Origin of the sequence: Tenacibaculum adriaticum, assembly GCF_008124875.1 — a bacterium.
Classification (GTDB): Bacteria; Bacteroidota; Bacteroidia; order Flavobacteriales; family Flavobacteriaceae; genus Polaribacter; species Polaribacter adriaticus.
This window is the reverse complement of sequence record NZ_VNIA01000002.1, coordinates 1-22,925: the sequence shown is the minus strand read 5'-3', so window position 1 is coordinate 22,925 and position 22,925 is coordinate 1. Positions and strand designations below refer to the sequence as shown.

21 protein-coding genes are annotated in these 22,925 nt (G+C 30.1%); 9 read left to right on the top strand and 12 right to left on the bottom strand.

Annotation, left to right across the window (positions count from 1 at the left end):
- Window positions 1-92 precede the first annotated feature (92 nt).
- Together C7447_RS05520 and C7447_RS05515 are read left to right on the top strand one after the other, a co-directional pair.
- Window positions 93-866: a pentapeptide repeat-containing protein gene (locus tag C7447_RS05520; RefSeq protein ID WP_148869525.1), complete on the top strand. Its 774-nt coding sequence runs from the start codon at window positions 93-95 to the stop codon at window positions 864-866.
- A gap of 233 nt (window positions 867-1,099) precedes the next feature.
- The gene (locus C7447_RS05515; protein WP_148869524.1) at window positions 1,100-1,663 is read left to right on the top strand and encodes a hypothetical protein; all 564 of its coding nucleotides are present in this window, start codon (window positions 1,100-1,102) and stop codon (window positions 1,661-1,663) included.
- A 142-nt stretch (window positions 1,664-1,805) separates the two neighbouring features.
- Here the strand turns inward: C7447_RS05515 and C7447_RS05510 are convergent, their stop codons facing one another.
- Window positions 1,806-2,984, bottom strand: coding sequence for a THUMP domain-containing class I SAM-dependent RNA methyltransferase (locus C7447_RS05510; protein WP_148869523.1), 1,179 nt, complete (start codon window positions 2,982-2,984; stop codon window positions 1,806-1,808).
- A 111-nt stretch (window positions 2,985-3,095) separates the two neighbouring features.
- Between C7447_RS05510 and C7447_RS05505 the strand changes: the two genes are divergently transcribed.
- From C7447_RS05505 to C7447_RS05480, 6 genes are all read left to right on the top strand, one after another.
- Entirely contained in the window at window positions 3,096-3,821 is a 726-nt protein-coding gene (locus C7447_RS05505; RefSeq protein ID WP_148869522.1) for an SAM-dependent methyltransferase, read from the top strand.
- The gene (locus tag C7447_RS05500; RefSeq protein ID WP_148869521.1) at window positions 3,821-4,501 is read left to right on the top strand and encodes a ZIP family metal transporter; all 681 of its coding nucleotides are present in this window, start codon (window positions 3,821-3,823) and stop codon (window positions 4,499-4,501) included. Before C7447_RS05505 ends, C7447_RS05500 begins: the two co-directional genes overlap by 1 nt.
- Before the next feature lie 102 nt (window positions 4,502-4,603).
- Window positions 4,604-5,131 carry a hypothetical protein gene (locus C7447_RS05495; protein WP_148869520.1) on the top strand — a complete coding sequence of 176 codons (528 nt, stop codon included), beginning with the start codon at window positions 4,604-4,606 and terminating at the stop codon, window positions 5,129-5,131.
- A 20-nt stretch (window positions 5,132-5,151) separates the two neighbouring features.
- Complete coding sequence (locus tag C7447_RS05490; protein ID WP_148869519.1) at window positions 5,152-7,065, top strand: tetratricopeptide repeat-containing sensor histidine kinase; 1,914 nt, start codon at window positions 5,152-5,154, stop codon at window positions 7,063-7,065.
- 69 nt (window positions 7,066-7,134) lie between these two features.
- Window positions 7,135-7,776: a response regulator gene (locus C7447_RS05485; RefSeq protein ID WP_170245925.1), complete on the top strand. Its 642-nt coding sequence runs from the start codon at window positions 7,135-7,137 to the stop codon at window positions 7,774-7,776.
- A gap of 82 nt (window positions 7,777-7,858) precedes the next feature.
- Window positions 7,859-8,371, top strand: coding sequence for a hypothetical protein (locus tag C7447_RS05480; protein ID WP_148869518.1), 513 nt, complete (start codon window positions 7,859-7,861; stop codon window positions 8,369-8,371).
- A gap of 609 nt (window positions 8,372-8,980) precedes the next feature.
- Here C7447_RS05480 and C7447_RS05475 read toward each other — a convergent pair.
- From C7447_RS05475 to C7447_RS05465, 3 genes are all read right to left on the bottom strand, one after another.
- Entirely contained in the window at window positions 8,981-9,352 is a 372-nt protein-coding gene (locus tag C7447_RS05475; protein ID WP_148869517.1) for a cupin domain-containing protein, read from the bottom strand.
- Window positions 9,353-9,511: 159 nt separating this feature from the next.
- Window positions 9,512-10,072 (bottom strand): hypothetical protein, encoded by a 561-nt coding sequence (locus C7447_RS05470; protein ID WP_148869516.1) that lies wholly within the window; start codon window positions 10,070-10,072, stop codon window positions 9,512-9,514.
- A 42-nt stretch (window positions 10,073-10,114) separates the two neighbouring features.
- On the bottom strand, window positions 10,115-11,632 hold the full coding sequence (locus tag C7447_RS05465; RefSeq protein WP_148869515.1) for a helicase HerA-like domain-containing protein: 1,518 nt from the start codon (window positions 11,630-11,632) through the stop codon (window positions 10,115-10,117).
- A gap of 86 nt (window positions 11,633-11,718) precedes the next feature.
- Here C7447_RS05465 and C7447_RS05460 point away from each other — a divergent pair, with 86 nt between their 5' ends.
- Window positions 11,719-12,351: a 7-carboxy-7-deazaguanine synthase QueE gene (locus tag C7447_RS05460; protein WP_148869514.1), complete on the top strand. Its 633-nt coding sequence runs from the start codon at window positions 11,719-11,721 to the stop codon at window positions 12,349-12,351.
- 38 nt (window positions 12,352-12,389) lie between these two features.
- Here the strand turns inward: C7447_RS05460 and C7447_RS05455 are convergent, their stop codons facing one another.
- The 8 genes from C7447_RS05455 to C7447_RS05420 form a co-directional block, all read right to left on the bottom strand.
- Complete coding sequence (locus C7447_RS05455) at window positions 12,390-13,814, bottom strand: hypothetical protein (RefSeq protein ID WP_148869513.1); 1,425 nt, start codon at window positions 13,812-13,814, stop codon at window positions 12,390-12,392.
- A 123-nt stretch (window positions 13,815-13,937) separates the two neighbouring features.
- Complete coding sequence (locus tag C7447_RS05450) at window positions 13,938-14,891, bottom strand: acetyl-CoA carboxylase carboxyltransferase subunit alpha (protein ID WP_148869512.1); 954 nt, start codon at window positions 14,889-14,891, stop codon at window positions 13,938-13,940.
- Between the two features lie 57 nt (window positions 14,892-14,948).
- Window positions 14,949-15,845 (bottom strand): DMT family transporter, encoded by an 897-nt coding sequence (locus C7447_RS05445; protein ID WP_148869511.1) that lies wholly within the window; start codon window positions 15,843-15,845, stop codon window positions 14,949-14,951.
- Complete coding sequence (locus tag C7447_RS05440; RefSeq protein WP_148869510.1) at window positions 15,832-16,917, bottom strand: LptF/LptG family permease; 1,086 nt, start codon at window positions 16,915-16,917, stop codon at window positions 15,832-15,834. The genes C7447_RS05445 and C7447_RS05440 overlap by 14 nt, the downstream gene beginning before the upstream one ends.
- A gap of 1 nt (window position 16,918) precedes the next feature.
- On the bottom strand, window positions 16,919-18,049 hold the full coding sequence (gene tgt / locus C7447_RS05435; RefSeq protein WP_148869509.1) for a tRNA guanosine(34) transglycosylase Tgt: 1,131 nt from the start codon (window positions 18,047-18,049) through the stop codon (window positions 16,919-16,921).
- Window positions 18,050-18,104: 55 nt separating this feature from the next.
- Complete coding sequence (rluF, locus tag C7447_RS05430; protein ID WP_148869508.1) at window positions 18,105-18,995, bottom strand: 23S rRNA pseudouridine(2604) synthase RluF; 891 nt, start codon at window positions 18,993-18,995, stop codon at window positions 18,105-18,107.
- A gap of 69 nt (window positions 18,996-19,064) precedes the next feature.
- Window positions 19,065-20,006, bottom strand: a complete 942-nt coding sequence (locus tag C7447_RS05425; protein WP_148869507.1) for a PorP/SprF family type IX secretion system membrane protein — start codon at window positions 20,004-20,006, stop codon at window positions 19,065-19,067.
- Between the two features lie 11 nt (window positions 20,007-20,017).
- A partial coding sequence (locus C7447_RS05420; protein ID WP_148869506.1) for a T9SS type B sorting domain-containing protein occupies window positions 20,018-22,925 on the bottom strand: 2,908 nt, incomplete at its 5' end.

Genomic DNA, 22,925 nt, shown 5'->3' with positions numbered 1-22,925 from the left:
TAAAACAGCGTTCAAAATTTCGAACGCTGTTTTTTTGTGTCACATTTCAAAAAATACCTTGTCCTTATTATAAACAACCTAAATAACTTATCATGAAAAATACGATTACTTTATTTGCTTTTATACTGAGTTTTACAATTAGTTTTGCTCAAAAAACGGTAGAAGCATCAGAGATTTTAAGAGATATTAAGGCAGGGAAATCTATTCAAATTAGTAATGCAACCATTAGTGGAGTTTTAGATTTAACGTATATGAACGAAGCATTGCCTAAATTACCTAAACGAAAAAAATGGTGGAACAACGGAGGTTCTAATACTATTGAAAAACAAATAACCAATAAAGTCTCTTTTACCAATTGTGTATTTAACGACGATGTTTTGGCATATATACCCGATGAAGATAGTGGATATACATTTATTGCCAACTTTGAAGATGAAGTAGTGTTTAAAGATTGTACTTTTGAACATAAAGCGATGTTTAAATATTCAGATTTTGAGAGAAATGCCGATTTTTCTGGAACTAAGTTTTTAGAAGATAGTACTTTTAAATATGCTAAATTTGATAAAAATATCACTTTTGAAAACACGCATTTTGACGAGCCTGCAACCTTTAAATATGCTGAATTTAAACGTTTTGTAAGCTTTAAAAATTCTATTTTTAAAGAAAGTGCTATTTTTAAATACTCAAAATTTAGTGACGGAGTTTCTTTTAACAACGTTAAGTTTGAAGAAGACTTAAATATAAAGTATACAAAGGTATCGGGTGAATTTGATATTACTAATATGGAAGTAGCCTATGATATCGATTCTAAATACACCAATATAAACGGTAAGAGTTTTAGTAAATATTTATTGAAAAATAGATAGTATTTACTCAACAAGTATCATAATTTAAAACTCGTTACAATATTGTAACGAGTTTTTTTATTAGAAATTCCGTTTGTTTCTTAACGTATTTTTAATGAACTTCGCTATGAGTGAATATCCACAATTAAAACAGATGGATATTCTTTCACCAGTATAGTTAGCTATTTATTATTAACTACACAATACGCAACCTTTTTGAACACTCTGCATCTACTAAATAAATAATTTATATAATGAAAAACATAACAAAAACACTATTCTTAATTTTATTAAATTTATTTATTATTAGCTGTGATAATAATGACGATAATGAATCAATTCTTAATACATTAAAAAGTAATAATGGATTATCATTCAATGAAAATCTTGAAAAATGGAATGAACTAAAAATTGAAAACGGAAATTCTTATACTTATAAAATTAGACGTAGTTCTGTATTTGGCCATACTCAAACTACAACTCTAGTAATACAAAATGATAAAGTTATAGCAAGAAGTTTTGAGTCATATAAACCAGATTTAGACAGTGATGATTTTAATCTTATATTAATAGAAACTTATGATGAAAATGAATCAAATTTAGGAGAAAACACAAATGGTGCTGAATTAAAATTAATTGAAGATTATTATAATGATTGTTCTTCAGAATATCTTATTGTTACTACTAATAATAAGATAATTACTTTTTCAACATCTGATTCTGGTATAATAACAAGTTGTGGTTATAGAGATAAAAGATGTGCTGATGATTGCTTTATTGGATATACTATTTCTGACTTTGAATGGAATAAGCAATAGCTAATAAAATGCTTTAACTAAGTGCTAAATTGAAAGTCTTTGATTTTCAATTCCAGTACTAATAGAAGCTAGAACAATAGTGAAACATATATACTTTAATTTTAAAAACAAAAAATCCGCTGTTAGTTAACAACGGATTTTTTTATTCTTCTTCGTTAAAAGCACGTTGCTTACTTGCTTTTTTACTTCCTTCGTATAATTCATATTTTACAAAACGACAATCTAAATCGGCATTCTTAATTGGTATTCTTTTTGAAGTTCTTAAACCTACATGTTTTAACGCTTGTATATCCGAAGTAATTAACCAAGCTGTAGAATCTGGATAATTATTTTTTAAAGTATCCCCTATTTTTCTATAAAACTCTTCTGTATCAATATTCAAACGTTCACCATAAGGTGGGTTGAATAAAATGGTCGTTTTACCAAATACTTCTTTTTTAGAATTGAAAAAGTTCACGTGATGTACTCCAATAAACTCTTCTAAATTCGCATTTATAATATTCTGTTTTGCTTTTACAATAGCCGACGGAGCTTTATCAAACCCCATAATTTTAAAATGCGAACTGCTTATTTTCTTTAATAAAGAATCTTGAATTGTAAAATACAAATCTTCATCATAATCTTTCCAGTTTTCAAAAGCAAAATGCTTACGATTTATATTTGCAGGAATATTATTAGCAATCATTGCTGCTTCAATCAAAATAGTACCAGAACCACACATAGGGTCTATAAAGTTTTCTTCTCCTCTATAACCTGACAACAATACCAATCCGGCAGCTAAAACTTCATTTATAGGCGCAATGTTCGTAGCACTTCTGTATCCACGTTTATGCAACGACTCTCCAGAGCTATCTAACGAAATGGTTAACCATTCTTTATGAATATGAATATGTACTTTAACATCTGGATATTTTAAATCTACATTCGGACGCTTTTTATATTTATGTACAAAATAATCGGCAATGGCATCTTTAGATTTTAAAGTGATGTAATGAGAATTCGTTGTAAAGTTATTAGAATGTACAACCGCATCTACTGCAAAAGTGCCATCTACATCAACAAAACGCTCCCATTTAACTCGTTGTATTGCTTCATATAAATCTTCTTCATCAAAAACTTTACTCTTTTTAATTGGTTTTAAAATACGAATAGCCGTACGTAAAGCAATATTTGCTTTGTATAAAAAACCTGTATCTCCACTAAAATATACACTTCGAATCCCTTCTTTTACATCTTGAGCACCAAGTTTTCTTAATTCTTCAGCAAGAACACTTTCTAAACCTGCGATTGTCGTCGCAACCATTTTAAAATTTTTATCCATCGGGTAAATTTATGGTGCAAAAATACATTTAAAATGATTGATATTTCAATAATAAAAGAATCGTTTATTTAACTGTTAAGTTTTCTTTACTTTTGCGTCCAATTAGTATCTATGGGAACAAAAGATTGGTTTACTTCTTGGTTTGACACTTCGTATTATCATATATTATACAAACACAGAAATGATGTTGATGCACAACTTTTTATGCAAAACATTACTTCTTATTTACAACTTCCTAAAACAGCCCATATTGCAGATTTGCCTTGTGGTAAAGGAAGACATGCAATTTATTTAAATTCTCTTGGTTACAAAGTAACTGGAGGCGATTTAAGTAAAAACAGTATCGATTATGCGAAACAATTTGAAAACAATCGTTTAGACTTTGAAGTTTGGGATATGAGAAAATCTTTAGAAAACAAATACAACGCAGTGTTTAATTTGTTTACAAGCTTTGGTTATTTTGATAATGATCAAGACGATATTTCCGTACTAGAAGGCATGAAAAATGGACTTAAAGAAAATGGTTATTTAGTGCTTGACTTTTTGAATGTTATCAAAACTAAAAACACCTTAGTTACTGAAGAAGAAAAAAATATAGACGGAATAACGTTCAATATTAAGCGAGAGATTAAAAATGGGTTTATACTAAAACATATTTCTTTTTTTGCTGATGAAAAGCAGCATTCATTTACAGAGAAAGTGAAATTTATAGATATTGAAAAAATGAAATTTTACTTTGAAAAAGTAGGTTTAACAATTGTTTCTGTTTTTGGGGATTATCATTTAAAACCTTTTAAGGAAGAAGAATCTAACCGATTAATTTTAATTGCTAAATAATGAGTTATTTATTTTTAATACTATCTGTACTTATAGGTTCTTTACTGGTTTTATGGTTAAAACCAGGTAAAACATTTGTTAGATTATTATTAGCTTTTAGTGGCGCTTACTTATTATCGGTTACTATTTTACACTTGTTACCAGAGGTTTATTCACACTCTCAAAGCCCTAAACAAATAGGTATTTTAATTTTAGTTGGAATCTTAGTACAATCGGTTTTAGAATCTTTTTCTAAGGGAGCAGAACACGGACATATTCATTTACATTCAGAAAGTTCTAAATTCCCTTGGTTATTGTTTGTAAGTTTATGTATACATGCCTTTTCTGAAGGCTTACCAATACATTCGGCTAACGATAATTTATTATGGGCAGTAGTGGTACATAAAATACCTATTGCTATTGTTTTAACCTCTTTTTTACTACATGCAAAATACTCAAAAACTATTGTGTTTAGTTTTTTATTTGTGTTTAGTTTAATGAGTCCATTAGGCTATTTTTTAGCAGATACTATCGGTTGGATATCCAATCACCAATCTATAATAAATGCATTAATTATTGGTGTTTTCTTACACATTTCAACCATTATACTTTTTGAAAGTTCAGAGAATCACAAATTTAATTTTAAAAAGTTTACTGCTATTTTATTGGGTATTTTATTGACTGTTTTTACTTTACATTAATTTTTACATATATTTAGGTAGTTTAAAATACCTAGTTGTAAGTATTTTGTTTTAAGCTCTTTTCTAAGACCTTTGGAACTCTAACCTTAATATATATATAAAATGGAAATTAAAAATTTCAATCAAAGAAACTACAACTTAAACTTAACAGTCCCTGATTCTAGTAACTTTAGAGGTAGAATAGAAGAAGGAAATCATGATTTTTCCTATGGAAATGTTAATAGAGGTTCACTATTAGCACATGGTCTACTTTTTTCACCTAGTATAAAACTAGTAAAATATACCGAAGTTTCTAATAAGTTTTACTTAGTCATAACTTTCACCTCTTTTAATGGGGTTAAAGTTGATAGTCTACAAGGTGTAATTCTCAATGGTAGTTTTCATTTTTTACTTTATTTGAATTACTCTGATATAGATTATTCGACTTACTGTGTTACGGAGGTTATATTTGATACAGAAAATGTTGAGAAATTTCATTTATTTTTAACTAATGTCGTTAAATGTTATTATGCTGTACATATAGAAAACCCATTGTCAAAAGAAGGTTTTAAACAAAGGGATACTTCTCTTGTCTCTAAAAGCAATGGAACTGGAGGTTCAACAGATCCAATAGATGATTTTCCAAAATAGCTATAACTCTTATAATTTAAATGTTAAGAAAAAAAATTAACTTATTTCTTCTTTTATTTCCTGTATTTCTTTTTTCTCAAGAAGAAATACAGGAAATAAAAATTAAAGATTCTATAGGAAAATTAATCAAGAACAGAGAAGTATCTTCAGCTTTATCTTTATTAAATAAACTTTCTGAAAATGAATTTGATTCTAACAATAAATACTTGGTGATAGATAAAAACCTATATTATTGTTATTATCTCAAAAAAAGTTTTGATAGTTGTAAACTCACTTTAAATAAAATAAAACGATATTCTAATGAATTAAATACAGATAACTTAAGTGATTTTTACCTAAATAAAGGATATTATTTTAAAGCCATAAATAAATTAGACTCTTCAGCGATTTACTTCACAAAATCTCTAGAGTATTACCAAGAAGATAATCCAAAACACTTAAAAAATAGAATAAATATCTATTCAGGACTTGCCGCAATTCATAGATTAACTTCTAATAAAGAAAAACAGTTATTTTATTTAGAAAAGTATTTAGAAAGTTCTAAAAAAAGTGGGGATTCATATAAAATTGGGGCTGCACTAAATAATTTAGGTGTTTACTATGACAATGAAGAAAAGCCTGAAACATCATTAATTTATTTTAAAAAATCCTTAAAATATAAACTTAGAAAAAAAAATCGTAACTCAGTACTGCAAAACATTGGTTCTATATATTTAAATCATTTTAATAATATAGATTCTGCTTCCTATTACAACAAAAAAGCTATAAATCAAAACACTTCTAAAAGAACTCTAGCCTATATACATAGAGACTTATCAATTATTGCTAAAAGAAAAAGCAATTACTTGGAAGAAAACAAAGAATTACTTTCAGCTTTAAAAAATATTAGACAAGATAATTTCGCTGAATTAGAAATAAAATTATTAAATGATTTGTCTCAAAATTATAAAAACCAAGGAAATTATAGGCAAGCTTATAATTATCTAAATAAGTTCAATCAACTAAACGATTCTTTAAAGAAACAATCGTTAATTGAAAAAGTTGAAGAAATTGAAACCAAATACCAAACAGAAAAAAAAGAAAAAGAGAATTTAAAATTAAAACAAGAAAATTTAGTTAGCGAAACCAAAAGAAAACAAAATAGAAATTTATTAATTGGTTCTTTTTTATTTATTCTTTTAGGGGGAATAATTGCAATATTAGCTTTAAAAAATTCAAAACGAAAACAAAAACTTGCAGAACAAGAAACAGAATTAGAAACTCAAAAAAACCTATCTCTAATTAAAGAGCAAGAAATTAATACCATTAATGCGATGGTTAATGGTCAAGAAAAAGAACGTAAACGTATAGCAGAAGACTTACACGATAATTTAGGTAGCGTTTTAGCAACTTTAAAACTTCATTTTGAAAATTTAAAACTTAACAGAGAAAAGAAACATTTCAATCAAGATGAATTGTATGAGAAAACTGAAAAATTAATCGACGAAACCTATTTAAAGGTTCGTAGTATCGCACATGTCAAAAATGCGGGTGTTATTGCTAACCAAGGTTTGTTATCTGCTATAAAAATGATGAGTGATAAAATTTCATCAGCAAATAAAATTAGTATTGAAGTTTTAGATTTTGGCTTAAACAAACGACTTGAAAACAATATAGAAATTATTGTTTTTAGAATTGTTCAAGAACTCATAACCAATATTATAAAACATGCCGAAGCTTCAAATGTCTCTATTAATCTATCGCAATATGATAATAATCTTAATGTTATTATTGAAGATAATGGTAAAGGTTTCGATATTAATAAAATTAATTATAATAATGGAATGGGCTTAGGTTCAATTAAAACAAGAGTTAAACACCTCAAAGGCGATTTTGACATAGACTCAACATTAGGAAAAGGCACATCTATAATTTTCAATATACCACTCACATAAATCACTACAAGTAGGTAAAAGTTCTTCCTTTATTTTTAATAGTTTTAAACTAATTTAATTTTGAAATTTATGATAACAATTGCTATGGCAGAAGATCATCAAATGTTAATTGATGGAATTAAATCTTTCTTTGAATATGATGATGAGATTAACATTATTGGAACAGTAAATAATGGTGAAGAATTAGTGAAACTAGTTTCTTTAAAACAACCAAAATTGGTAATTACTGATATTAGAATGCCTAAAATGGATGGTATTGAAGCTACCAAAATTATTAAACAAAAACACCCTGAAATAAAAGTTTTAGCCATGACAATGTTTGACCAGCCAAATGCAATCAAGCAAATGTTAGATGCAGGTGCAACGGGTTATATTCTTAAAAATTCTGGAGTAAAAATGCTCTCAAAAGCCATAATTAGTGTTGCTAATGGAGAAACTTTTTTTGATCCTAACGTAGCTTTCAATTTTATGAATAGCTATGTGGATGAAAATGTAACTGTGGGGAAATCAGAAAAAGTGGTCTTATCTAATCGAGAAAAAGAAATTCTTCAACTAATTGCTAAAGGAAAAACATCAAAGCAAATTTCTGAAGAATTATTCATCGCAAAAACTACAGTTGACACCCACAGAAAAAATATGATCAGAAAACTTAATCTCAATGGTGTTAACGAACTTATGAAATATGCTATTGATAAAAAATATAATTTCTGAAAAATTACCTATATATAAGGATAAAAACAAACCTATTTAAACCATAATTTTGGAGTAATAATTAATTCAAAACTCTAAAGTTATGAGAATATTAAATTTTACTATTACTTTATTAATTTCAATAACTCTATCTGCTCAAGACATAATTTTTGATGCTAAAAGTGGAGAATTTATTGATAAAATTGAAGAAATGAAACTTGATGAAGAAGGAAATATTTTAATTAAAAATTTCAATCCTTTTCTTTATAGTATAAGCTTAAAAATATCCAGCTCTGATAATAGTAAAAAACTTATTCCTTTTTTACAAAGTATTCCCTCTAGGATTTTTGGAGTTAGTTATGGAGATATATCAAACTTAAAAAAAAATGCTCCTTCATTTGATAAAAATCAAGATAGTATATTATTTAATAATACTCTAAAAAAACATTTATTATTATATAATTATCTAAGAAGTCAATCATTCTCATGTAATGAAGTTCAAGAAAAAATTAATTTAATTGGAGATGAAAAGCTAACAAATCTTTACTTTAGTTCTAATGAGAATCTTGATCCAAATTTTATTAAATTATTAAATTATTTAGACCATTTAAAGTAAAACGTACAGAAATACTTAGAAAAAACTGATAAAAATTGTAACTTAAAAATAAAATCCTTTAAAGCAAAAGGAGAAGAGACATTTATAGAAATAAATTTAACTCCAAAAGAAAAATCTATAAGTTTTTTTAATAATATTAATGAAATTTCTAATTCAAAAACAATAAAAATCAAAAACGCTCGTAAAATCAGATTTACTTCTGGTATAATGCTTTCTAAAAATATTACTCCTGATTTTTATATAAAATCTATTGATAGTGTTCAGTATCAAATTTTAAGAGAGAAAAAGGAAAAATATTTACCTGGTATTAGCCAACATTCAATTAGAAGATAAATTATATTTAAATTTTGGAGCAGGAATATCGATAGAATCTACACCACATCTTGTATTAGGGGGATCTTATTCTCTAGAAAAACTAATTAATGGTTTGTATGCAAACGTAGGGTATGGATGGGCATATAGAAATACTCTCTCCGACTCTTTAGATGAAGATCTAATATATAAATCACCTCCATCTGCTATAAAAACTAAGAAAAAATTTATTGGAGATTTATGGTTTGGAATAAGTTTCAAACTATAATTAAAATAAGACTATTGAAATTACTAGTCTTATTTTAATTTTTCCCTATTCACCAAATCCATAGAAAAAGCAGGCAAACAAATAGCTAAATATTCGCATTCAACATCAAAAGGATTTGAATATTGAACTCGTGTATTTTTTTCTATTTTAATGGATTGTCCTGCTTCTAAAACAACAGTATCTCCATCAATAATAAACTGTTTTTTACCTTTTATGATGTAAGTGTACTCCTCAAACTCTGGTGTTTGAAATGGTTCACTCCACCCCGCAGGAGCTACCATATGTGCAATACTTATTTGTGAATTTTTATCCGTAGCATTTCCAAAATGCTCTTCAATTAATTTACCATCAGTAGTTGGCACAATAAAAGGAGCTGATTGGATTACATATTTTTTACTCATATTATTTGTTTTTACGTTAGCGATTGTAACGTCATCCTTTTTAGAATTTCTTTAAAATTCCAAAAAGATATAGTGAAAAAAACTACCCGATAAGGAAACGCCCAAATTAACCTAACTATTCATAAAATGATAAAATCCCGCAATTAAGCGGGATTTTTATTAGTTAAACCAAACGATAAACGACTTTACCTTTGCTAAATCAGGTATTTGCTCTAAACTTACTTTTTGCATATTAAACTCTTTTAAACCGAGTTCTTCTTTATCTATGGTAATTGTAGTGTTTAAATCATCAATAAACAACGTTGCAGATGAAAATGAACTTTCTACTTTGCTTATTTTATTATTAGCATTAATTTGACCAAATGTTGAATTAATATTTAATCCGCTTTCGGTTTTATAACGCTCATCAAAAATTTGAATACTTTTTAAGGTAGAAGTTTCGTCTAATTGCTCTTTTGGAACAACAGTTAACAAGTGCTTCCCTCCTTTTTCATAGATTAAATACTCATCATCATCTTGAAAGTAATTATCGCCTTTAGCTCCTTCACTTAAAATTTTAACGATCGAATCTTTTGCAAAAATTTGCTCTAATTCTTTAACTGTTGTCTTGGTAGTTAGTTTTCCTACTTTTCCTTTTGCTATGTTATATCTTCCGTTACCACATTGAACAAATAAAACAGCAACAAATACAAATAGTAGGGGTTTAATTAAGTTTTTCATTTATTTTAATTTCTTATTTAACGTTCTTTTTTTAAGTTTAGTTTACATTACTTTCTTTAAAATACCAAATACACTTCTAATAAAAGTTGCACTGGTTAATACTTTAACTATCGGATTTTGACGTGTACTTCTACTTCTTGTTGTAGTTCTTCTTCTCATTTTTTCTCTCTCTTCTCTTTCGTCTTCCTCTGTTTTTTCTTTATTGATCTTTTCTATCTTTTCAGTTAGCATTTCATATGCGCTCTCACGATCAACTTCTTTATTATACTTCGGAATAAGTTTTGAATTGCTTAAAACCTCCTGAATTTCTTTATCCGTAAGAACATCCATTCTACTCATTGGTGCACGTAGCATCGTTCTTGCTAAAGGTGTCGGAATTCCTTTTTCGTTTAACACCGTAACTAGAGCTTCTCCAATTCCTAATTGTGTTAATACTTCTTTGGTATCGTAATATTCTGAATCAGGGTAATTTTCTGAAGCTAATTTAATTGCTTTTCTATCTTTTGCAGTAAATGCTCGTAAAGCATGTTGTACCTTCATCCCTAATTGCGCCAATACATCTTGAGGTACATCATCTGGATTTTGTGTTACAAAATACAATCCGATTCCTTTAGAACGAATTAACTTTACAATACTCTCTATTTGATTTAACAAAGCTTTTGACGCTTCTTCAAACACCAAATGGGCTTCATCTATAAAAATAATTAATTCTGGTCGTCCACTATCTCCTTGTTCTGGGAACGTTTCATACACTTCTGCTAATAATTGTAGCATAAAAGTTGAAAACAACTTCGGCTTATCTTGAATATCTGTTAAACGTAATACCGAAATTACGCCTCGTCCATTTTCATCAACACGTGTTAAATCATCTACTTCAAACGATTTTTCTCCAAAAAATAAATCTCCACCTTGTTGTTCTATCTCAATAACCTTACGTAAAATTGCTCCAGTACTTGCCGTAGAAATACGACCGTATTCTGTAGCCAACTCTTCCTTTCCTTCCGCAGTAATAAACTGCAACATTTTTTTGAAATCTTTTAAATCTAACAACGGGAATTGGTTATCATCGCAATACTTAAAAATAATCGCTACAATTCCTGTTTGTGTTTCGGTTAAATCTAAAATTCTTGATAATAAAACTGGTCCAAATTCAGAAACGGTTGCACGCAAACGCACACCATCTTGTTCAGATATTGATAAAATTTCTATTGGAAACTTTGTGGCATTAAACGGAATCCCTATTTTTTCGTGACGCTCATTAATTTTAGCATGTCCAGGACTTGGTTGTGCTAATCCACTCAAATCGCCTTTTACATCCATTAACAATACTGGAATTCCTTTTTCAGACATGTTCTCTGCCAATACTTGTAACGTTTTCGTCTTACCTGTACCCGTAGCCCCTGCTATTAACCCGTGACGATTTAACGTTTTTAAAGGTATGTTTACCAAAGCATTCGTCACGGTTTCTTCACCTAACATACCTGCCCCTAAGGTTATAAAATCACCTTTACATTGGTAGCCTTCGTTTATGTAACTAAAAAATTCTTCCTTTTTACTCATATTGTTTTTGAACTTTATTGATAAAATCACGTAAAAATAGCAAAAAACATTAATTAAAATCGAATGTTGACTATCTTTGCACACTTATGTTGAAAAAAGAAGTACAAGCGTTAATAGATCAAGGAAAAATGCTTCCGTTAATGGAAGAATTTTATACCATACAAGGTGAAGGTGCACATACAGGAACCGCTGCGTATTTTATACGTATTGGTGGTTGCGATGTGGGGTGCCATTGGTGTGATGTAAAAGAAAGTTGGAATGCAGATTTGCATCCACCAACAACTACTGATTTAATTGTAGAAAACGCAAAAAAATATGCTGAAACCGTAGTTATTACAGGTGGTGAACCTTTAATGTGGAGTTTAGATTATATTACTCAGCAACTGCAAGAAAAAGGGATTAAAACCCATATCGAAACCTCAGGAGCGTATAATTTTTCTGGTGTTTGGAATTGGTTTTGTTTATCGCCTAAGAAAACCAAATTACCTACAGAACGTTGTTATGAAGAAGCAGACGAATTGAAAATGATTATTTACAACAACAATGATTTTCAGTTTGCAGAAGAACAAGCAGCTAAAGTTGGAAAGGATTGTAAACTTTATTTACAACCTGAGTGGAGTAAAAAAGAAAAAATGACTCCACTTATTATCGACTATGTGATGAAAAACCCTAAGTGGAAAATTTCACTACAAACGCATAAATTTTTGAATATACCTTAACAAAAAAAGCAACCAAAATGGTTGCTTTTGTTTATTTATTATTTTTCTTTTTTAGGTGCTTTCCATTTTGACCAACTAACACCATAATCTTTACTCTCTAACCAATTATTTTTTGAACATTCTGTATACCATATATTTTCATCCTTTCCTGGAAAAAAACGTTTACAATCTCCTCTAGGTAAATCTCTAACATTCCATTCCTCACTATCATGTTTTTTCACATAAAGATAACCTGGTCGTTTTGCTGTAGCATTTAATTTTAAATGTGGGCCAATAATAAGGTGGGTTGGAGTTTCTGTTACTTTAGTGATTTTTTTAACCTTTTTAGCCAATGGCACCGAAGTAAAATGTATGTTATCATATTCCGATTGGAGTAGGATTTTATATTTTTCACTATTAGATGAATAAATATATAAATGCTTCTTCCCGTTATATATTTTTGGATAATAAGGAATTGCGGATAATGAAAAGAATCCAGGAGCTTTTTGTTCTTTTCTAAACTCTAATTGACTTTTCCACTTAAAAGAGCTGTCTGCCCAAAAAATATTGAAGCTGTTATCAGCTAACAGAAATTTATTCCCTTTTAAAGATTGCAATTCAGGTGCACTTTCTAACCCACTAGGTAATGGCATATATTCTAACCCTTCTTCTGTTCCATAAAGAAAACTACCATTCTCTAAAGTACAAATTATGGTATTGTCTTTTTTCAAGGTCATTTTTTTTATTTGCTGATAAGTAGGTGTATTAATTAGTTTATAATTAATTACTTTTCCATTTTTATCCTTTTTCATTTTTATAACCATTCCCAAAGTTGCATATAAATGAGTGACCTTGGTGTTAGGCTTAGCATTATGCCGTGATACTAATAATTCAGCAAAAGACGTTACTAATTTATCAACCTTGTCATTAGATAAAAATTTCCAAGCTGATTGCATTGAAGCTATTTGATTCGCATATTCTGATTTATATTGTCTTACATAACGTTTAACATCTTCAGTATTATTGATAGGTAATGCCATAACCTTGTTAGAACTTTCATTTTCTCTAATTAAATAAATCATTCCACCATTGGTTACTTGTTCTTTCTTGATATTAAATGTTCCTTCTAAAGGAATTCTTAAAAATTTACCGTACCCTATTTTTCCACCTGTTAGTCGTACCGATAACAATTCATATTCTCCTTCCGAAAGTTCTAATGTTATAAATTGGTTTTTAATAGCGTGAAAAGCAGTTTCTCCACTAGTTTTTTTCTTTTTTAAAAATCCTTTCTTTTTATACTCTACTTGTACAGAAACGTTACGTGCATAAGAATCACTATTCCAGGAAAATTGGATAGTAAACAATCCTTTTGTTGGATTGCTCTTTATTAAAGAATCAGTAGCATATAACTTAACTGCAAAAAAACAGATAAAAATGAATAGTAATTTTGTTGTGTATAGTCTATAATTATTTAAAACATTCATGGTTTATATTTGGGATATAGTTAAAACTAAGCGACTAAAATATCAAAAATCAGTAAATTAGTTGAATAATTAAAACAAAAACTCGCCAGTTGGCGAGTTTTCATATTTATATAATATAAATTTTTATTCTTTATAAACACCCATATTAGCGTATTTATCCATACGTTGAGCAATTAAATCAACATGAGTAAGGTCTTTTAATTCACCGAAAGCTTTTACAATTTGATTTTGTACTGCCTTAAAAGCGCCTTCTCTATCGGTGTGTGCTCCTCCTGCTGGTTCTTTGATAATACCATCAATTAACTTGAGTTTTTTCATATCGGCTCCCGTTAATTTTAAGGCCTCAGCAGCTTGTTCTTTATACTCCCAACTACGCCATAAAATAGATGAACATGATTCTGGTGATATAACGGTATACCATGTATTTTCCATCATATATACTCTATCTCCTACTCCAATACCAACGGCTCCTCCTGAAGCTCCTTCACCAATAACTATCGTAATAATTGGCGTTTTCAAACGTGTCATTTCAAAAATGTTCCGTGCTATAGCTTCTCCTTGTCCACGCTCTTCTGCTTCTAAACCTGGATAAGCTCCTGGAGTATCTAGCAACGTTACTACCGGAATCCCAAACTTCTCTGCCATTTTCATTAAACGCAAGGCTTTACGGTATCCTTCTGGATTCGCCATACCAAAATTACGATACTGACGCGTTTTAGTATTATAGCCTTTTTGCTGACCTATAAACATAAAAGATTGATCTCCTATTTTACCTAAACCACCAATCATTGCTTTGTCGTCTTTTACACTTCTATCTCCGTGTAATTCCATAAACGTATCGCCACAAATTGCACGAATATAATCTAACGTGTACGGGCGATTAGGATGACGTGACAACTGAACGCGTTGCCAAGGTGTTAGGTTTTTATAAATATCTGTTCTGGCTTTCTCTAATTTTTTTTCAATTTTACCGCAGGTTTCTGCAACATCAATATCGCTTTCTTTTCCAATATCATAGCATTTTGCCAATTGCTCCTGTAAGTCTTTAATTGGCATTTCAAAATCTAAATATTCCATTTTGTATCCTTTGATTTATAAAATCTATAGTTGTTTGTAAGAACAAACATACTAAATTTATCGTTGTAATTTCTTTTTAATTGTTGAAGAATTTTTGAGAAGACCGTTCAATAAAACCACAAATAACACGATAAAAGCACCATAGTAAAACTCGGGTTTCATCTGTTCTTTTTCTCCAAAAATAATGAGCGCTAAAACAATAGCGTAAATGGGTTCTAAATTTATTGTAAGCATCACAGTGTAAGGTGTTAAGAATTTCATCACCTTAACAGAAACAATAAAAGCATAAGCTGTACAAATACTACTCAGTATAATTAAGTATAACCAGTCTGTGAATTTTAATTGAAAAAAAGTTGTTGTAAAACTTCCTGTAAACCCTAAAAATAAGGTGACAGCCACAACCCCAAAAAAGAGTTGATATAAAGATATAACGTTAGCATCATATTTTTTAACATACAATCCATTCAAAACTGCAAAGAGTGCAGATAAAAATGCTGAAATGAGTGCATATACAATCCCCATGAAGTATTGACTTTCAAAATTGAAAATAATATACAAGCCTACAATAACTAATAAGCCTAATAAAATCTCAATACTTTTTATTCTTCGCTTAAAAAAAAGAGGTTCTATTAAAGACGCAAAAAAAGCGCCCGTACTCATCGTTACTAAAGCTACAGATACATTAGATACTTTTATCGCTTTAAAAAAAGTGATCCAATGTACTGCTATAACGACACCTGTTACTGCAAATTTTAAAATTGCTTTTCTTTCTATTTTGAAAGATTTTTTAGTCAGTAAAAAATAGATTCCGATGAAGATAACAGCTAATAACATTCGATACCATACTAACGGTATTGCATCAATAGAGATCAATGCACCTAAAATTGCTGTAAACCCCCAGATAAAAACAATAAGGTGTAATAATAGGTAATTTTTGAGTTTACTTTCTTGCATTGATGTAGAGATAAATAGCATAACAACCAAAAACTATATTTGGCATCCAAACGTTTAATAAAGAATTTGCACCTGCAACAGCCCCCATTACTTCTCCCACTTTTAAAAAGAACACATATATAAACATTACAGCAATACCTAAAGCTAAATTTACGCCCATTCCTCCTCTACGTTTTCTATGTGCCAAAGCAACAGCTATTAAAGTTAATATATAGGATGCTAATGGCAAACTTGTTCTTTTATATAACTCTACTGTATAAGCATTTAAATTTTTAACCCCTCTTTTTTTAGAAACATCAATAAATTCAGATAATTCTCCAGAAGGCATTTCTTGAGCTAATGCCGATTTATAATTAAAATCTTTGGGTGTAAAAGCAAAAGTAGTGTCTATGTTATTTCCCATAAACAAACTATCTCTGTCTTTAAAGATCTTGCGTTCTTTCCAATTTAATAACCTAAACGTGCTGTCTTTTTCTTTCCAGTGTATATTATCGGCAGTAAGTTTATTTTTTAATTCTAAACCTCTATAAGTTTCTATAGAAAAGTTATAACCTTGATTTCTTTTTAAGTCAAAGCTTTGGATAAAAATATACGTACTATCATTTAACTGCAAACTAAAATTACGTACTGAAGTATCTTCATAACGTTGTTTAGTTAAATAGGTTTTTTCAAATTTTTTACGTGTTTTACTACTATTTGGTACTACATAATGATTCATTAATAATGCGATAATAGTCACTAAAGTTGCTCCTAAAAAATACGGATATAAAAAACGTGTAAATGATATTTGAGAACTGTTTATAGCAACAACTTCTGTATTATTTGCCAAGCGGGAGGTAAAAATGATTACTGCAAGAAACAATGCCAATGGCATAAAAGTATTCGCGTAATAAATGATAAAATTCTTATAATAATCGTTAACTATTTCAAAAAATGTAAGCGTATCATTTCTTAAAAATTTATCAATTTTTTCTGCAATATCAATAGCTACCGCTATTGGTATTAAAATTAACAACGTAAACAAAAAGGTTGTTAGATATCTTTTTAATATGTACCAATCTAGTATTTTCAAATTACAAACGTTTGTCCATTTGTTTGACTATTTTATCTTTCCATTCGGAAAAATCTCCTGCTAAAATATGTTTTCTAGCTTCACGAGTTAACCAAAGATAAAACCCTAAGTTGTGTATAGATGCTATTTGTTTTCCTAGCATCTCTTTTGCCGCAAATAAATGACGTAGATATGCTTTAGAATACATAGTATCTACATAGGTAATTCCCATTTCATCAATTGGCGAAAAATCATTTTCCCACTTTTTATTTTTGATATTGATGGTACCATGAGCTGTAAATAACATTCCGTTTCGAGCATTACGTGTAGGCATTACACAATCGAACATATCTACTCCTAATGCAATATTTTCTAAAATATTTATGGGTGTACCTACTCCCATTAAGTAACGAGGTTTGTCTTCTGGTAAAATACTGCAAACTACATCGGTCATTGCGTACATTTCTTCCGCAGGTTCCCCTACAGAAAGTCCACCAATAGCATTCCCTTCTGCTCCTACAGATGCTATAAATTCGGCAGATTGTTTACGAAGATCTTTGTACGTACTTCCTTGTACAATAGGAAATAATGTTTGGCTATAATCGTATTTAAATGGTGTTTTTTCTAAATGTGCTACACAACGTTTTAACCAACGATGTGTCATATGCATCGAGTTTTTAGCATAGTTATAATCGCAAGGATATGGTGTACATTCATCAAAAGCCATAATAATATCTGCCCCTATAGAACGTTGAATTTCCATTACGTTTTCGGGTGTAAAAAAATGTGTAGAACCATCTATATGACTCTTAAACTTTACCCCTTCTTCTTTAATTTTTCGATTTGCAGAAAGAGAATATACTTGATAACCACCACTGTCAGTTAAAATATTCCTATCCCAATTCATAAACTTATGTAAACCTCCTGCTTGTTCTAAAATAGAAGTTTGCGGACGTAAGTATAAATGATAAGTGTTTCCTAAAATAATATCAGGATTTATCTCTTCTTTTAATTCTGATTGATGAACTCCTTTTACGGATGCAACTGTACCTACAGGCATAAAAATTGGAGTTTCTATTGTACCATGATCAGTGGTAATTTCACCAGCTCTGGCTTTACTTTTCGGATCGGTAAGTTTTAAGTCAAATTGCATAGTTGGCAAAGATACACATTTGCTCGAATGCGTAAACTTAAAAGGTTCTTAAGATTTAAAATCTCTTTTTCTTTCTACCAAATGAACTAATATTCTTTTTTGATGAAGATGATTTTTTTCTAAATGAAGCGCTTTTTTTATTAAAGTCGTTTTTTACTGGACCTTCTTTTTTCTTTGATACTTGTTTTTTTGGTTTCTGAATAACAGTAGAAGCTTCTTCTGTTTTAGATGATGTAGCAATCATTTTATTGATTTTCTCCATTTCTTCTGATGTTAATTCTCGCCAATCTCCAGGTTGCATCTGTCCTAGTTCAATATTCATAATTCTGGTGCGTACTAATTTAGTTACTTCATAATCTAAATATTCACACATTCTACGAATTTGCCTATTTAACCCTTGTGTTAAAACAATTTTAAAAACTTTATCTGCTACTTTCTCTACTTTACATTTCTGAGTTACTGTTCCTAAAATCGGAATTCCGTTACTCATTTTGTTTATAAAAGTATCTGTAATCGATTTATCTACTGTAACGATATATTCCTTTTCGTGATTATTTCCGGCACGTAAAATTTTATTGACAATATCTCCATCATTTGTTAAAAAAATAAGTCCCTCCGAAGGTTTATCTAATCGACCAATAGGAAATAACCGCTCTGGGTAACCAACAAATTTTACAATATTTTTTCGTTCTTTACTATCTGTAGTACAAACAATTCCGATTGGTTTATTCAAAGCTATATATAATGTTTTTGGCTTTGGTTTTAATAATCTACCATCTACTTTTACGATATCTCCATCAAAAACTCGATTCCCAAGCTCTGTTGGACGATTGTTAAGCGTTACTCTCCCTTGTAGAATTAGTTTTTCAGCTTCTCTACGAGAACACATTCCTGTGCTACTGATAAACTTATTAAGATTTATAGAGTTTGTATTATTACTTTCCATCAGCACAAAAGTAAAAGAAAAATCCTCAAGATTGATTTCTTGAGGATTTTAATATTATTCTTTTATCATTTAAAAAATCATCATTTTTTGTGTACAACGTGCTAAACTTGGTCGTCTATCATAATCTAACCCTAAAGTAATCATGTGTGTACCCGATTGGTAATCTATTGTTCGGTTGGGCGTGACACTAAATCCATAAGATACATAAAAATTATTTTTCTTTAATCCTACCATTGGAGCCACAGCATTCGGTGTACCAAATTGATCATTTAAGAACGTATAACTTAAACCTCCCCATATATAGCCTTCATCAATTCCTTTGCGTAATTTAACATTTAAATCGGTTCTTGAACGCGCACTTGCCTCAAAATATTCAACAAATATTGATGGTTCTAATTCTGTAATTCTATTCAATTTAAAAGTATATAAAGAATAAACAGTATATTTTCTTAATACTTCTGGTTCTCCTAGCTCAAAATCCTCAATGTCTTTACCTAAAATATTTATCACATTTGCACTAATTGCAAAACGTTCGAAACGATATAACATACTAATATCAAAATTAGAAGAACTAATATTTCTATCAGGTAACACTTCCGAAGTATTATTATTTTCTGTATCAATACCAAATTGAATAAAACTATAACTTAGTCCGAAGGATAAGAAGCTATCATGTAAATCACTTAATGTTAAGTGACTTGCCAAAGATAGTTTTGCTCCTTGTTGAGAAGTTTGACCATTTTTATCATTAAAAATAGTTAAACCACCACCAAAACGATCTGCTAAACGAGCTTCTACAGTTAACGATTGTGTATTAGGTGCATTTTTAATTCCTAACCATTGGCTTACACCATTTAATCTAATTTGTAAACCAGAACCAATACCTGCGTATGAAGGTGATATCATAAATGGATTATCGGCCATATGATTTACATATAATGGTAGATCTACCTCTTGAGCTGACACTTTTATACTAATGAATAAAAATAGTAGCATTAAAAATCTTTTCATCATTCTTTCTTTTATCTATATAATGTAAAGTGTCCCATAAACTTCCTAGCTTCTCCTGATAACTCTTTAAAGTTAATTGTATACCAGTAGTCTCCAGATGGTAATGGTCTTCCCTGGTAAATTCCATCCCAACCTTGGTGACTTCCTGTAAATATTTCTAATTGTCTTCCATATCTATCAAAAATATAAATAGTTACATCATGATAATCTTCTACGTTTATTGGATACCAATAATCGTTAGTACCGTCACCATCTGGTGTAAAGAAGTTTGGAATTTCGATTGTAATATAAACTCCCTCTACAATTTGTGAAACAGGACAACCTTCATTGTCATCTGTAGATCTAGCATCTCTAACTACAATTTCATAATCACGTGTTTGAGTAATTAACGATTCATTGCTGTATGAGAATGTCTCACCCCCATCAAAACTATACTCATATGGAGGTAAACCTCCAGATGCGTTAACTATAAATTTATTCTTTTCAGAAGCATCAATAGTAAATACTAGCGGGTTAATTATAGCTACTTCAATTTCTTCACTAATCTCTATACAGCTTTGAGCCCCATCAGTTCTAACATGTTCAACTTCTACAGTATATAATCCAGGTAAATTAACATTAAATATTCCTGTATCATTAGATGTATTTTCTGGTCCTGACAAAGTATATATTACCTCATTTATGTATTGTTCAGCAACAGTTGCAGTTATAGTAGCACTTCCAGAACAATCATATATTCTTTCAACTGCAAATTGGAAATCTATAGGGGCATTTGGTGTTACAACAATTGGTTCTATAGGAGCACAATCATTACTGTCTCTAACCAATACTACATATGTTACACCTCCTATTAAATTATTAAAAGTATGTGTATTAGCACCTATTGGTAAATCTACAAAAGGCTCACCATTTAAACTTACTCTATAAGGTCCTGTACCCCCAGAAATTACAACTTCAAATGAAGGAGCTGTATCTCCAATACAAAGTTGTTGATTAACGGTTCCAACCAAATCAACTGTTAATAATTCCGGTTCTATAACTTCAACCTGAATAATATCGTAACAACCTCTATCATCTTGAACTGTCACATCATAAATTCCTGCAGGTAGGTTGTTAAATACATTTTGTGACTGAAATCTACCAGGTTCAGAACTAATTTCATATACATAAGTTCCTGTTCCTCCTTCAGCATTTACAGCAATACTACCATTACTTCCTCCATTACAACTTACAGCTGTTGGAGTTCCTGTAGCTACTAGCTCTTCTGGATTAGTAATTTCATAAGTTCCTGTAACAGCAATACAATCTTGACTTGTTACTCTAATACTATATATACCTGGGCCTATATTTGTAAATGTATTATTAGAAGCTTGTGGACCAGCTACTACAGACCCTGTTCCATCTAGTAATTCATAAATATTATTACCTAAACCGCCTGTTACTGTAGCAGAAAGAACTGCATTTGCTTCATCATTACAAGTTATAAATCCTCCTGAAGTATTTAGAGTAACTGTTAATGGTACTAATTCTGCTATAGTAATAATATATGGTTCAGAGGTACAGCCATTAGCATCTCTTACATAAAAATTATGCTGACCAGCAGCCATTGGAAATGTATCAGATACTCCGAATACTGTTCCATTATTACTATATGTGTATGCTCCTGTTCCTCCTGTACCAGAAACTACCACGTCTACAGTTGTATTATTACAAGTAATAATACCATTTGCAACAGCCGAAGCAATTACTTCTGTAGGATCACTAATAGTTACTGGAAACTGTTGACTACAGCTATATTCATCATATACTGTAACTACATAATTTCCTGAACCTAACCCTGTAAATTCATTTGATAATTGACGTGCAGAAGTATTTCCACTAGGATACGTTAATGTAAACGTATAATTAGCTGGATTTCCCTGTCCTCCTGAAATTGAATTCACTTGAATAGTTGCTGATTCATCTCCTTCACATTGATTAGAAGCTGCTTCAAATAAAGTTGCTACAATTGGTGTTGGATCTTCTAAAGTAAACGTATCTGTTACTTGGCAACCATTTGTATCTTGTACTGTTATTTCATAATCTCCTGCCTCCAAATCTTTAATAATCTTATTCGTATCAAAAGATTGAATTGTTACACCCGTTGTTGTATTTATCAACTGATAAGTATATGATCCCCATCCTCCGGTTGCATTAATGTTTACTTCTCCACTATTACTAGTAATACAACTAATTAATGTAGTTTCATAAGACATTGCCAATCCTGTCGTAGGTCCATTAATTGTAACATTCGTAGATTGTACTGGACAAAATGGACTACCTGTCATCGTTACTACTACATAATACTCTCCTTCTAGTAAATTCCCTACAGTACTTAATCCACTTACTCCTGTATTTGTAATCCCTGTTGTTACTCCACTTGATTGGAATACCTCATAATTATATAAGCCACCATAAGGGGTTGTTGAACTAAATTCAAAAGAAATTTCACCAGTTGCAGTTCCAAAACATGCTACATCACTCGTCTTATCTACATCTAAATTAAATGTTGGTGGCGTATCTACTTGATGTACTATTGTAAATGTACATCCTGTATCTGGATTAAAGATTGCTATTTCGTAAACTCCTGTACCTAATCCTGTAAATACTTCAGGATTTGGCATTGGTGCCGTTTGTGTAACTGTTGGATACACTGTACCATTAATTCCTGTTACGCTGTATTCAACATTTGGTATTGCTGATACTGATGTGAAATTAATAGTAATATCTTCTCCTGTTGCACAGTCAATTGCTTTATCTATTGTTACACTAGCATCTGTTATGGCATTAAATGGTGCTACAACTTGAGTTGCTGTTTGACTACATCCGTTATCGTCAAAAACAGTTATAGCTACACTTCCGCCTGCTTCATTGGTTACT